The organism is Thermoflavifilum thermophilum (genome assembly GCF_900116565.1).
Classification (GTDB): Bacteria; Bacteroidota; Bacteroidia; order Chitinophagales; family Chitinophagaceae; genus Thermoflavifilum; species Thermoflavifilum thermophilum.
In genome coordinates this window covers 718,806-731,710 of the sequence record NZ_FPCJ01000001.1, presented here as the reverse complement: position 1 = coordinate 731,710, position 12,905 = coordinate 718,806, and the positions used below count along the sequence as shown (strand labels likewise).

11 protein-coding genes are annotated in these 12,905 nt (G+C 47.5%); 7 read left to right on the top strand and 4 right to left on the bottom strand.

Annotated elements, in window-relative coordinates:
* The first annotated feature begins 33 nt into the window (after positions 1-33).
* The 3 genes from BM367_RS03160 (at position 34) to BM367_RS03150 (ending at position 2,753) form a co-directional block, all read left to right on the top strand.
* Positions 34-1,017 (top strand): lysylphosphatidylglycerol synthase domain-containing protein, encoded by a 984-nt coding sequence (locus tag BM367_RS03160; protein ID WP_092457606.1) that lies wholly within the window; start codon positions 34-36, stop codon positions 1,015-1,017.
* Between the two features lie 269 nt (positions 1,018-1,286).
* Complete coding sequence (locus tag BM367_RS03155) at positions 1,287-1,985, top strand: DUF3108 domain-containing protein (RefSeq protein ID WP_245759877.1); 699 nt, start codon at positions 1,287-1,289, stop codon at positions 1,983-1,985.
* 51 nt (positions 1,986-2,036) lie between these two features.
* Positions 2,037-2,753, top strand: a complete 717-nt coding sequence (locus BM367_RS03150) for a response regulator transcription factor (RefSeq protein WP_092457600.1) — start codon at positions 2,037-2,039, stop codon at positions 2,751-2,753.
* Here the strand turns inward: BM367_RS03150 and ruvB are convergent.
* On the bottom strand, positions 2,750-3,802 hold the full coding sequence (gene ruvB / locus BM367_RS03145; protein ID WP_092457597.1) for a Holliday junction branch migration DNA helicase RuvB: 1,053 nt from the start codon (positions 3,800-3,802) through the stop codon (positions 2,750-2,752). The genes BM367_RS03150 and ruvB overlap by 4 nt on opposite strands.
* Before the next feature lie 35 nt (positions 3,803-3,837).
* Positions 3,838-6,720: a leucine--tRNA ligase gene (locus tag BM367_RS03140; protein ID WP_092457594.1), complete on the bottom strand. Its 2,883-nt coding sequence runs from the start codon at positions 6,718-6,720 to the stop codon at positions 3,838-3,840.
* A 177-nt stretch (positions 6,721-6,897) separates the two neighbouring features.
* Between BM367_RS03140 and BM367_RS03135 the strand changes: the two genes are divergently transcribed.
* Genes BM367_RS03135 through BM367_RS03125 form a run of 3 tightly spaced genes read left to right on the top strand, consistent with a single transcriptional unit; the run spans position 6,898 to position 8,933 of the window.
* The gene (locus BM367_RS03135) at positions 6,898-7,767 is read left to right on the top strand and encodes a cell division protein FtsX (protein ID WP_092457591.1); all 870 of its coding nucleotides are present in this window, start codon (positions 6,898-6,900) and stop codon (positions 7,765-7,767) included.
* A 39-nt stretch (positions 7,768-7,806) separates the two neighbouring features.
* The gene (locus BM367_RS03130) at positions 7,807-8,124 is read left to right on the top strand and encodes a DUF3098 domain-containing protein (RefSeq protein WP_092457588.1); all 318 of its coding nucleotides are present in this window, start codon (positions 7,807-7,809) and stop codon (positions 8,122-8,124) included.
* A gap of 11 nt (positions 8,125-8,135) precedes the next feature.
* Entirely contained in the window at positions 8,136-8,933 is a 798-nt protein-coding gene (locus tag BM367_RS03125; RefSeq protein ID WP_092457585.1) for an undecaprenyl-diphosphate phosphatase, read from the top strand.
* A 4-nt stretch (positions 8,934-8,937) separates the two neighbouring features.
* Here BM367_RS03125 and BM367_RS03120 read toward each other — a convergent pair whose 3' ends face one another.
* Positions 8,938-10,158, bottom strand: a complete 1,221-nt coding sequence (locus tag BM367_RS03120) for an alanine dehydrogenase (RefSeq protein WP_092457582.1) — start codon at positions 10,156-10,158, stop codon at positions 8,938-8,940.
* Positions 10,159-10,239: 81 nt separating this feature from the next.
* Entirely contained in the window at positions 10,240-10,674 is a 435-nt protein-coding gene (tsaE, locus tag BM367_RS03115) for a tRNA (adenosine(37)-N6)-threonylcarbamoyltransferase complex ATPase subunit type 1 TsaE (RefSeq protein WP_092457579.1), read from the bottom strand.
* A 90-nt stretch (positions 10,675-10,764) separates the two neighbouring features.
* Between tsaE and BM367_RS03110 the strand changes: the two genes are divergently transcribed.
* Positions 10,765-12,900, top strand: a complete 2,136-nt coding sequence (locus BM367_RS03110) for a heavy metal translocating P-type ATPase (RefSeq protein ID WP_092457576.1) — start codon at positions 10,765-10,767, stop codon at positions 12,898-12,900.
* The last annotated feature ends 5 nt before the right edge of the window (positions 12,901-12,905 follow it).

The following is a 12,905-nucleotide window of genomic DNA, read 5'->3' as shown; positions in this document are numbered from 1 at the left end:
AGAATAAGCTATGTTCGCCATGCTGAAACCTATATGTCAAACAAAAGTACCAAAATAATTCTCAATACGTTTATCAGTGTAGGGCTTTTTGCAGGGCTTTCCTTTCTGATTTATCGCCAGCTGCAGCACCAGCAAAACTTGTCGCTTGCCCTGGAGCAGATCAGGCAGGTAGGTTCAGGCCACAGGTTGGTTATATTGATAGCTTTGCTGCTGATGGTTGTACCCAACTGGCTGATAGAGGCACGGAAATGGCAACTGTTGCTGCATCAGTTTCAGCCCGTTTCACTTTTCAGTGCTCTGCAGTCGGTGCTGATAGGGGTGTCGTTGGGCATCAACACTCCCAACCGGATTGGGGAATATGCAGGCCGGATCATGCTGGTAAAACCTGAGCATCGGCTGGAAGCTGCGAGTGTGATGGTGTTGAGCAGCCTGAGTCAGTTAATGATCACCATTGGTTTTGGCATCCTGGGATTGGGTTATGAAGTTTGGGTGGGTAGTTTGCATACTGTGACTCATAATCGCTGGCTGGAAAGCCTGTGGGTGCTCTTATGTGGCGTGTGCCTCGTGGTGGGTATCCTTTATTTCAGAAAAGATCTGATGGTTGCTTTTTTTGCCTATTTCAGGCGGTTTCGCTTTCTGATGAAGGCGGCACAAGCCATTCGCAAGGTTCCGGGTAACATTTTGTTGCGACTGGTAGTGCTTTCAGCAATCCGTTATTTGATTTTCAGCATACAGTTTCTTGCTCTGCTGCGGCTGTTGGGCGCATCTGTTCCATGGGTTGCTGGTTTCTTCAGCATCAGTCTGATTTATGTAATCATGGCTTTTCTACCTACGGTGGCGCTTGCTGAAATCGGCATCAGAGGTGAATTAAACATCTATTTTTTAAGTCCCTATACTTTGAATACCCTGGCAATTGTGAGTGCAGCGGTTGTGATCTGGCTGATTAATCTGATATTGCCTGCTATTGTAGGCAGCATGTTGTGGTTAAAAGTGAAAATGATTCGCAGAAAAACATAAAACTGCGTTAAGAGAACGTGAAATTTGGGTGAAGATTGTGGCATATTCTCAAAAACAAACAATTGTGCATTTAAATTGTAATGGCTTAATTGTCATATTTATGTGTAAAGGAAATCAGTAGGAATGAACGGAAAAGCATTAAACATGAATTTATGTATGGATCAGGTTTACGTTTTTTGATACGCAATTTTTGCATCAGCAGTACATGCCTGATGTTTCAGCTCTCTGCATTTGCACAAGGCTTTTGCAATATTGATAATACCAGCTTTATGGCAGGCGAGAAAATTACCTATGAAGTGTTCTACACGCTTGCGGGAATCTATGTGGGAGCAGGAGAGGTTAGTTTTACCGTATCGCTGGAAAAACTCAAAGGCAGGCCAGTGTTTCATGTTGTAGGTGATGGCAAAACTTATCGATCTTACGATTGGTTTTACAAGGTAAGAGATCGGTATGAAAGTTATATTGACACGGCTACCTTATTGCCTTTGAAATTTATCAGAAACATTCATGAAGGAGGCTATCGGAAATACGAACTGGTGAATTTTGATCAACAGGAACATACAGCTACTACCCTGAAGGGTGTGTATAGTGTGCCCAACTGCATACAGGACGTATTGAGCGCCGTATATTTTGCACGCAATCTGAACTATGATCAGTATCATCCCGGAGACAGAATTTATTTTGACATGTTTCTGGATAATAAAGTTTACAACATCTACATTCGCTATTTAGGAAAAGAAAAAGTGCAAACGCGTTTTGGTGAGTTTAACGCAATTAAAATCAAACCTTTGCTGATAGAAGGTACCATTTTCAAGGGGGGTGAAGGCATGGTGGTGTGGGTAAGCGATGATCCCAATCATATTCCGGTACGCATTGAAAGTCCGATTATTGTTGGAAGCATCAAAGCTGATATGATTGAATACCGGGGTATTCGTTATCCTTTTAGTTCACTGATTAAAGCCAATTGAAGATTTCATTAAAAAGTTTGTAAATTGGTAAAAAACTCAAAACCTGCAGATATGGAAGAACGTAAACCCAAAATCCTCCTGGCCGAGGATGATTCCAATCTGGGCATGTTGTTGAAGAATTATCTGGAATTAAATGAATTTCAGGTAGAGCTTGCGCGGGATGGCATCCTGGCATTGGCGGCATTCAGGCGCGAAAAATTTGATCTGTGTCTAATCGACATTATGATGCCGAACATGGATGGATTTACCCTTGCCGAAGAAATACGGGATGTGGATCCGGATATTCCGCTTTTTTTCATCTCGGCCAAAAACATGAAGGAAGATATCATCAAAGGCTATAAGCTCGGCGCCGATGATTACATCACCAAGCCTTTTGATAGTGAAGTATTGTTGATGAAAATCCGCGCTATACTGAAGCGAAACCAGGAGCTGAACAATAAGGAGAGTGAGCCCGTTGAATTTGATATTGGCAGTTTTCATTTCAATGCCAGGCTGCGTACCCTGGAGCGTGGGGAACAATCGCATACCCTTTCTCCCAAGGAAAATGAGCTGCTGAAAATGTTGTGTGAGCACATGAATGATTTGTTGCCCCGTGAGATTGCGTTGAAAAAAATCTGGGGCAGTGATACCTATTTCAATGGGCGCAGCATGGATGTGTACATTGCTAAGCTCCGGAAATACCTGCGTGAAGACCCCAATGTGGAGATTGTGAATATCCACGGCAATGGCTTCAGGCTGGTGGTACGCACGCCCAAAAATGTATCTTAGTTCGGATCGTCGAGGGGGATGCTCAGCTGGAGCGAGTTTCCGTTGTCCATTCGTTTTCTGCCCAGGTGGCGGTAAGCTTTGTCGGTTGCCTCGCGTCCGCGAGGGGTACGATGTATAAATCCTTCCTGGATTAAAAAGGGTTCATACACTTCTTCGATGGTACCAGGTTCCTCGCCTACGGCGGTAGCGATGGTGTTGATACCTACAGGGCCGCCTTTGAACTTATCTATGATGGTGGTAAGGATGCGGTTATCCATTTCATCGAGCCCGTATTCATCCACTTGCAGGGCTTCCAGGCCTTTGCGTACGATGGCTTCGTCAATACATCCGTTGCCGATGACCTGGGCGAAATCACGCATGCGGCGCAGCAGGGCATTGGCAATACGCGGTGTGCCGCGACTGCGGCGAGCCAGTTCCATGGCAGCTTCGGGTGTGATGGGTACCTGCAAAAGTTTTGCAGAACGGATGATAATTTGTTGCAAAACATCTGATGTGTAGTAGGAAAGCCGGAAACGCATGCCAAAGCGAGACAGTAGGGGGGCTGTAAGCAATCCGGAGCGGGTAGTGGCTCCGATCAGGGTAAAGGGTTGCAGGCTGAGCTGAATAGATCGGGCATGCGGGCCGGAATCAATCAGGATATCAATGCGGTAGTCTTCCATGGCAGAATACAAATACTCTTCCACCACATTGCTCAGCCGGTGAATTTCATCAATAAATAGAATATCGCCCGCTTCCAGGCTGGTCAGCAATCCGGCCAGATCAGCCGGTTTTTCAATAACCGGGCCTGAGGTCTCCCGGATTTTCACTCCCATCTCCCGGGCTACGATGCGGGAAAGCGTGGTTTTGCCCAAGCCGGGCGGGCCATGAAACAAAATATGATCCAGTGCTTCGCCCCGCATTTTGGCTGCCTGAATGAAAATACGCAGGTTATCTGCAATGGCAGGCTGCCCCAGAAATTCATCCATCGCCTGTGGCCTGACGTGATTTTCAAATTCACGATCAGCCGTGTTAAGCAAGCGGAAATCGGTTCCGGGCGGGAATGCATCCATATCACAAAAATACAGATTCTGAATGGCCTTGCAGATCAGGCTACCACATTTATCATTCGGCCTTTTACCACGATTACTTTTTTCACGGCTTTCCCTTCAATCCATTTCTGCACAACGGGGTGCTGCAATACCTCCTGACGGATGACATCTTCCGATGCATCAGCCGGAAATTGAAGCTGGGTACGGGTTTTCCCGTTGATGGCTATCGGATAGTTGAGCATTGTGTCGACGAGGAATTTTTCTTCGTAAGCCGGTAGCGGTGCAGCTGTAACGGAATCGCCATGTCCCAGCTGATGCCAGAGTTCTTCGCTGATATGCGGGGCATAGGGGCACAGCAAAATCAGCAGGGGTTCCAGTATAGCGCGTGCATGACAATTGAGATCGGTGAGCGTATTCACACAAATCATGAACTGGCTGACAGCCGTATTGAAAGAAAAACGCTCCGTATCTTCTGTAACTTTTTTGATGGTCCTGTGCAGTACACGCAGTTCTTCAGCAGTGGGTTGCCGGTCTTCAATCAGCCAGTTGCCTTTTTCATCAAAAAACAGTCGCCAGAGTTTTTTCAGAAACCGATGCACGCCTTCAATGCCCTGGGTATCCCAGGGTTTGCTTTGCTCGATGGGGCCGAGAAACATTTCATACATCCGGAATGTATCGGCACCGTATTGTTCTACCACTTCATCCGGATTAACCGTGTTGTATTTGGATTTAGACATTTTTTCCACTTCCGATCCGCAGGTATAGTTCTGGGCCCGGAATGCTTCGGATTCAGGTATGTTAAGCCCATCTTCGCATAGCAGGATGGCTTTTGCATATTCGGGTTTCCAGCGGCGGAAACCGTCAATCTGCAAGGTTACACCATTGACCAGATGGATATCCACATGCAGAGGCGATAGTTTAAACGATTCAGGAATGCTGATATGGGGCAAGGCAGGCTGCAAGGCCTGGATGAGTGCGTGTGCGGGAAGATTGCCCTGTTGCCATTTTTCATAATAGCTCAGGGAAAGAAAAATGGGTTGCGATAAATGATTTTCCGTATCCAGGCGATACACAAAGCGAGAACTGCCCTGGATCATGCCCTGGTTGATAAGCTTTTTGTACGGTTCGTCGAAGGGTATATAGCCCCGATCGTATAGGAATTTCGTCCACATGCGGGAATAAAGCAGGTGTCCCACGGCATGTTCGGTACCTCCTACATACACATCCACCTGTCCCCAGTATTGGCTGGCTTCGCGGCTGCAGAATTCTTGTTCATTGTGCGGGTCCATGTACCGCAGGAAATACCAGGATGAGCCGGCATAGCCGGGCATGGTGTTGGTTTCCAGTCCGCGAGATGTCCATTCAGGCAAATTGGCGAGGGGGCCCTGGCCTTCGGGGCCCGGGCGGTAGTTTTCCACATAGGGCAGTTCCAGGGGCAATGCAGATTCTGGCAACGGGCGGGCAATACCATTATCCCATACGATGGGGAAGGGCTCGCCCCAGTAGCGCTGGCGGCTGAATGCTGCATCGCGCATCTTGTAGTTCACCTTTCGTTTACCCAATCCTTCTTCTTCCAGTTTCTGTATCACCACTTCAATAGCATCGCGCATGCGCATGCCATTCAGGAAATCACTGTTTTCCAGGATGGCATCTTTGGTGGGGTTAGCCTGCTTTCCGTCGTAAGCAGTGCCCAGAATGTTGGTGATAGGCAACTGAAAATGTTTAGCAAAGCGATGGTCTCTTTCATCGCCGCAGGGAACGGCCATGATAGCTCCTGTGCCATAGCCGGCCAGTACATATTCCGATATCCAGATGGGTAAAGGTTTACGGGAAAACGGATGCAGGGCATAGCTACCGGTAAAGCAGCCGGTGATGCGCTTTTCGGCCATGCGCTCGCGTTCGTTGCGGCTGCGGGTATATTCCAGATAAGCCTGTACTTCAGCCTGATGTTCGGCAGTGGTAAGTGTTTCAACCAGCGGATGCTCGGGTGCCAGCACTAAGAAATCCACTCCAAAAATGGTATCCGGGCGGGTTGTAAACACTTCTATCTGAATATCTTTTCCCTGTACGGGAAACAGGATGTTAGCTCCGTAGCTTTTGCCGATCCAGTTGGTTTGCATTTCTTTCATGGCCTCGCTGAACCCGATATGCTGAAGGCCTTCCAGCAGCCGGTCGGCATATTCCGTGATGCGGAGATACCATTGCCGCAACCTTTTTTTGACAACCGGATAGCCTCCACGCTCGCTGACGCCGTTCACAACCTCATCATTGGCCAACACAGTACCCAAAGCTTCGCACCAGTTTACTTCACCCCAGCCGCAATAAGCCAGCCGATAATGCATCAGGATATCTTCTTTTTCCTTTTCAGAAAACTGTTTCCATGCATCGGCTGTAAAATGAATGGAGGGATCACCCGGGCATTCGTGGTGCTGATTTCCTTCCCGTTCAAAAATGGCTATCAGGTTTTCAATGGGCTCAGCCTTTTGGGTTTGGCGGTTAAACCAGCTTTTGAACAGTTGCAGAAAGATCCACTGGGTCCAACGGTAATATTTCGGATCAGAAGTATTGATTTCCCGATTCCAGTCGTAACAAAAGCCAATTTGTTTAAGCTGGCGTTTGAAGGTTTCGATATTTTTCCGGGTTGTGATGGCAGGATGCTGGCCGGTTTCAATAGCATATTGTTCGGCCGGCAAACCAAAGGCATCCCAGCCCATGGGATGGAGTACGTTATAGCCCTGGAGGCGTTTGAAACGTGCGTAAATATCAGAAGCAATATAACCCAGGGGATGACCCACATGCAAGCCGGCTCCGCTGGGATAAGGAAACATATCCAGCACATAGTACTTGGGCCTACGGATATCGTTTTCTACCCGATACGTTTGATGCGTTTCCCAATAGGTCTGCCATTTTTTTTCAATATCCCTGAATGCGTACTCCATAATAAACTGCGACTATGATATGATTGATTTGTTTGTGATGTTTTTTAAAAAAACGACTGTCCATGTTTGGCGGGGGAAATAAATCACATGCCTCTCATCCGCAAATTGTGATGATAACGGGCAAAGATAAGCCAAACCCTGAATTTTTGTTATTTTCGCCGGCAAACCATTCGAAGCATGCTGGTAGCAAAAGCTGGGACAAGACGGGCGCGGCCTTCGTATCTGATGTCAATCATAGGTGTAGCACTGGTCTTGTTTTTTCTGGGCATTGTGGGTTTATTGTTCATCAATACGCGACAACTCACCAGCTATTTCAAGGAAAACATTGAAGTGCAGGTAATTCTTCGTGATGATGTGCAGCAAGCAACGGCACAGGCGTTGAGAGATAGTCTTGCACAATTGCCTTTTGTGAAGAGCATTGAATATGTCAGCAAAGAAGAAGCATATCGGCGATATGTACAGGAAACGCATGACTCTGCACAGGCTTTGCTGGGGTATAATCCGCTTTATGCCAGCATTAATTTCAAGGCGCGTGCCGCGTATGTAAATGCGGACAGTCTGCAACAAATTTCCCGTCAGTTGCAGCAACTACCCGAGGTAAGAGAAGTATTTTATCAGCAGGGACTGGTTGACCAGCTAAACGAAAATATGCAACGCATCGGGTTGGTATTTCTGGCCCTCAGTATTTTGCTGGCTTTGGTCGTGATTGTGTTGATTGATAATACCATTCGGCTGGCTATGTTCAGCAACCGGTTTCTGATCAAGACCATGCAAATGGTAGGTGCTACGCGATGGTTTATTGCCAAACCGTTTGACAAGAAAAGCATCTGGAATGGCTTTATCAGCGCTTTGATAGCCATTTTGGGAATTTGCATCGTGATATATGCAGCCGAACAAATTTTACCTGAACTTCGGGCATTGCAGAATAATTTGCAGCTGGCGATATTGTTTGCAGGCCTGATTGCAGTGGGTATTCTGATTTCTCTGATCAGCACCCATCGAGCTGTCATGAAATACCTGCGTACCCGTGTGGATGATTTGTATTAATGGAATCTATTCTTATCTTGCATGCAAACTTGATTTATTATGGCTAAACAGCCCGTTTCTCACAAGACTACCCAGAAAAATCTGCGTAATCAGCGCCCTTTTTTATTCGATAAAACCAATTACATAATCATGCTAACAGGTCTGGCCATCTTCATCATTGGTTTATTGCTGATGGTAGGTGGCGGGAGCAAGGATCCGAATCAATTTCATCCTGAAGAGATTTATAGTTTCCGTCGGATAACGTTGGCTCCGATAGTGGTGATCCTGGGGCTGGTAATTGAAGTATTTGCCATTATGAAAAAGCCTACACATAAACCATCTGCTGACTCACAACAAACTTCTGCTTCATCTCGCTGAACTTGCTTGGCATGAATCTCTGGCAGGCCATTGTATTAGGCATTATTGAAGGAATCACGGAATTTTTGCCGGTATCATCCACCGGTCATATGATTATTGCCAGTTCGTTGATGGGCATTGATGCGCAGGACTTCACCAAACTGTTTGAGGTTGTCATTCAGCTGGGAGCCATTCTTTCGGTAGTGGTGTTGTATTGGCGAAAGTTTTTTGATCGCGGACGACTGGCATTTTACAAGAAAATTATTTTAGGTACAGTGCCTGCATTGATTATTGGTTATTTGTTTGCCAATGAAATTGATCAGTTGCTTGATAGTCCGCTTACAGTGGGCATTATGCTGCTGCTCGGAGGTGTGATATTTATTTGGGTAGATCAATGGTTTAAAGTCCCGGAAGTGCTGGAGGAAGAGAAGATGACGGTGTGGCAGGCAATTCGCATTGGTTTCTGGCAATGCCTGGCTATGATACCGGGTGTAAGCCGCAGTGCAGCGGCCATTATTGGCGGTCTTCAGCAAAAGCTGATCAGGGAACTGGCAGCTGAATTTTCATTTTTTCTGGCAGTGCCCACCATGGCCGCTGCTACAGGGTATAAATTGCTGCAGGCATTCAGGCATCAACCACAATTCATCACTGAAAAACATTATCTTCTGTTACTGTTGGTGGGCTGCTGTGTGGCTTTTCTGGTAGCCATGCTGGCCATTCGTTCATTTATCCGATATCTACAGCATCATGGTTTTCGTGCGTTCGGCTATTACCGCATCCTGATAGGCATAGTGGTGTTGGTGCTGGTATGGAAAGGTGTTCTGAAATAGTCCATCATCCTTTAACAGCAAGCAACAATTCCAGATCCGTATATTTTAACTTAAACCGTTCACTCAGGTGAAAATTGGTGAGTGCGCCCTTGTACACATAAATGCCATTTCGCACGCCGCGCTTGATCCATACCAGATTATCAAAACCGCCTTCATCGGCAGCACTGAGCAGTAATGGCATGATCACATTGCTGATAGCCTGAGAGGCCGTGCGGGAAAAAGCAGAGGGGATGTTGGGTACGCAATAATGGATGACGTCATATTTTTTGAACACCGGATTTTCGAGAGAAGTTACTTCAGATGTTTCAAAGCAGCCACCTCGATCGATGCTAACATCCACGATTACCGAGCCGGCTTTCATGTTTTTAACCATTTCTTCTGTGACCACGATAGGCGTACGTCCGCTCTGTGAAGAAAGCGCTCCTACTGCTACATCGGCGGTTTTGAGTTGTTCAGACAGGGTTTTGGGCTCAATCACGGAAGTATATACACGCACCCCAATATTGGTTTGCAATCTTTTGAGTTTGTAAATGTTGTTGTCGAAAACCTTTACAGATGCACCCAACGCGAGGGCGGTGCGGGCTGCATATTCGGCCACCACACCAGCACCTATGATCACCACTTCGGTTGAAGGCACACCGGAAATACCTCCCAACAATACGCCCTTTCCCTTTTCTGTATTGCCCAGATAATGGGCTGCAATCAGCATCACGGCACTGCCTGCAATTTCACTCATGGAGCGTACAATGGGAAATGTACCGGCATCGTCTTTCAGATTTTCAAAGCTTAATGCGGTGATGCGTTTCTGCATCATTTTTTGCAGATGCTCGGCTTTCAGCATGGGCAGATGAATGGGCGAAATCACTATCTGCCCGGGATGCAGCAACTCCAGCTCTTCTTCACTCAAGGGAGCCGATTTTACAATGATTCCGGCCTGGTAAACATCTTTTTTATTGTACAATATTTCGGCACCAGCTTCTGCATAATCGGTATCATAGAAGTGTGAACGCTCACCAGCTGCATGCTCTACCACTACCCGATGTCCGTTGTTTACCAGTACGGCCACAGCATCGGGTACCAGGCTGATGCGATTTTCATGAAAAGCATCTTCACGGGGAATACCAATATGCAGCTGAGCTGTATTATATTTTACAGCAAGAATTTCTTCTTGGGGAGTAATACCTGGGAATACATGTCCTCCATGTGCAACTGTGCGTGATTCCATGTTTTCAATTCAATCATCAAAATAAATGATGCTTCCACGCAGGGAAGCGAGTTACCAGTTGTATTCCAAAGATAAGAAAACCTATGGTGCAGGAGTTATCCGCAGCCTTCTTTTTTTCTCTCCAAGTATATCGATATACACATGAATGGTATCATCCGGCAGCAGGGATGTTATCAGTTCGGGCCATTCAATCAGGCATATACCCGGAGCATCCAGACAATCTTCCACACCGACCCTGATAGCTTCGTCCACACTGCGCAGGCGGTAAAGGTCAATGTGATAAATTGTGTGTATCTGTTGGGTATCGTCCAGAAAAGTATATTCATTGATGAGTGAAAATGTGGGGCTGCTTACGTTTTCCCGTACATGTTTCTGCCGGCACATGGTCTGAATAAGGGTTGTTTTCCCGGATCCCATTTCACCGTGAAAAGCCATCACATGCCCCTGCTGCAGTTTTTCCCAACAAATACGGGCAGCCTGTTCTATTTGCTCAAGCGAATATTCGAATTGCTCCATATGCAAATTTTACAACCCAATCTGCAAAGATGATAATTGTCAGCCTTTTGTTGCAACCTAATTTTGTATAAGCTTGAAATATTTACCGCAATGAAAACCGTAAAATGCAAAGTGGAGGGCATGTCGTGCAGTGGATGTGTAAACAATATCACCCGGTATCTGGAAAAATCGGGCATGAAGCAGGTGTCGGTAAGCCTGGCTACAGGAGATGTGCAGTTTGAAGCTGATGAAGCAGTTGTTCTTGATCCTGTTTGGAATGGCATTGAACAAATGGGTTATCATGTGGTCAGGGAGGAAGGATTGGGGCGAAAACGATCTGCAAACTTCCCTTTGCTGGTGAGGTGGATAGTCTGTTTATTGTTTACCCTGCCGCTGTTGCTGCACATGTGGGTGTCATGGGCGTGGTTGCATCTGGCCTGGGTACAGGCTTTGCTTGCCACACCGGTTGTGGTTATTGGGCTAACCCATTTTGGTAAAAGTGCCTGGCATGCGGTGCGCAATGGGGCTGCCAATATGGATGTATTGATTACCATAAGTGTGGTGGCGGGATATGTGTACAGCATGCTGGCCTGGTTGTTTCCCGGTTTGTTTGGGACAGCCCATCCTCCTGTATATTTTGAAGCTCCGGCGGCTATTGTAAGCTTTGTGCTGTTGGGCAACTGGCTGGAACAAAAGGCGGTCAGGCGCACGGCTTCTGCCGTGGAGGAGTTATTACGGCTGCAGGTGACGCGGGCCCATCGGATAGATCCCGTTTCGGGCCAGATGGAAGAGGTAGATAGTCGCCTGTTGCAGGTGCACGATGCGGTATTGATCCGGGAGGGTGAACAAGTGCCGGCCGATGGGGAAATTGTATGGGGAGAAGCCTGGGTGAATGAAGCTCTTTTTACAGGGGAGAGTGCTCCGGTAGAACGGCGGCAGGGCGATCAGCTCATTGGGGGAACCATTTTGCAACAGGGTACGGTGCGTATGCAGGTGCAGGCCGTGGGTCAGCAAACGGTGCTGGGCAGGATGATTGCCCTTGTACAGCAGGCTCAATCGCGCAAGCCTTCTGTGCAACGCCTGGCAGATCGCATCAGTGCCGTGTTTGTGCCAGTTGTGGTTGCTATTGCTGTCCTGACGGTCATCATAAGCACAGGTATTTTTCATCTCCCTATATCAGCAGCTCTGCTGAGGGCAATGGCCGTATTGGTCATCGCCTGTCCCTGTGCGATGGGATTGGCTACCCCAGCTGCTATCATGGTAGGGCTGGGGCGGGCAGGTAAGATGGGAATCCTCATCAAGGATCCTGAAATACTGGAAAAAATCCGCAAACTGTACACCCTGGTATTCGATAAAACGGGGACCCTTACCCGGGGACAACTAGCAATAACCCGCAGTGTTTGTTTTCAGATGCCCGAACAAAGTTTTCGTGCCATAGTAGCGGCCTTGGAACAGCATTCTACACATCCTGTTGCCCGAGCTATAGTAAGAGACTGGGGAGGGTATGCGGCTTTTGAATTTGTTCGAGTTGAAGAAAAAAAGGGGTGGGGAGTAGAAGGGATAGACAGTAAGGGAAATATTTATCGGCTTGGCAATGAGCGTTGGTTTGCCCGGGATTTGGAACTGCCACTGGGACACCAGCTTTACCTGGTACGCAGGTCTACAGCTGGTAGCCAGGCTGAATTGCTGGGCTGGATAGATCTGGCTGATGAGCTAAGACCTGAAGCCAGGGAAGTGCTTGGTATATTGAAGCAGCAGGGATATCGTATGGTGCTGTTGAGCGGCGATCGCCGGGAAACCTGCGAAGCCGTGGCCAGAGAACTGGGAATAGAGGAAATATATGCTGAGCAAACGCCGGAAGGCAAGCAGCAGGTGCTGCATCGTTTGATGGAACAAGGTGTGGTGGCTATGGTGGGAGATGGCATCAATGATGCTCCGGCACTTGCCCAGGCCGACATCAGCATTGCAGTAGCCGAAGCTTCTACCATAACCATGCAATCGGCCAGTATGGTGCTGCTGGGCAACAGCCTTCAGCAGCTTCCCCTTGCCCTGCAACTATCCCGGCATACTTATCGCACCATTCAGGAAAACCTGCTCTGGGCACTGGCATACAATCTGGTGGCTATACCATTGGCTGCTCTGGGAGCGTTAAGCCCTGTGATTGCTGCCTTTTCGATGGGATTTAGCGATCTGGTATTGGTAGTGAATTCACTGCGGCTTTATACCCGGAAAATAAAACCTGCATAGGATTA

Excerpts from the sequence above, each read along its gene's own strand:
- BM367_RS03160 (WP_092457606.1), top strand. The coding sequence starts at position 34 with ATGTCAAACAAAAGTACCAAAATAATTCTCAATACGTTTATCAGTGTA.
- BM367_RS03155 (WP_245759877.1), top strand. The coding sequence starts at position 1,287 with ATGGCAGGCGAGAAAATTACCTATGAAGTGTTCTACACGCTTGCGGGA.
- BM367_RS03150 (WP_092457600.1), top strand. The coding sequence starts at position 2,037 with ATGGAAGAACGTAAACCCAAAATCCTCCTGGCCGAGGATGATTCCAAT.
- ruvB (WP_092457597.1), bottom strand. The coding sequence starts at position 3,802 with ATGGATGCATTCCCGCCCGGAACCGATTTCCGCTTGCTTAACACGGCT.
- BM367_RS03140 (WP_092457594.1), bottom strand. The coding sequence starts at position 6,720 with ATGGAGTACGCATTCAGGGATATTGAAAAAAAATGGCAGACCTATTGG.
- BM367_RS03135 (WP_092457591.1), top strand. The coding sequence starts at position 6,898 with ATGCTGGTAGCAAAAGCTGGGACAAGACGGGCGCGGCCTTCGTATCTG.
- BM367_RS03130 (WP_092457588.1), top strand. The coding sequence starts at position 7,807 with ATGGCTAAACAGCCCGTTTCTCACAAGACTACCCAGAAAAATCTGCGT.
- BM367_RS03125 (WP_092457585.1), top strand. The coding sequence starts at position 8,136 with ATGAATCTCTGGCAGGCCATTGTATTAGGCATTATTGAAGGAATCACG.
- BM367_RS03120 (WP_092457582.1), bottom strand. The coding sequence starts at position 10,158 with ATGGAATCACGCACAGTTGCACATGGAGGACATGTATTCCCAGGTATT.
- tsaE (WP_092457579.1), bottom strand. The coding sequence starts at position 10,674 with ATGGAGCAATTCGAATATTCGCTTGAGCAAATAGAACAGGCTGCCCGT.
- BM367_RS03110 (WP_092457576.1), top strand. The coding sequence starts at position 10,765 with ATGAAAACCGTAAAATGCAAAGTGGAGGGCATGTCGTGCAGTGGATGT.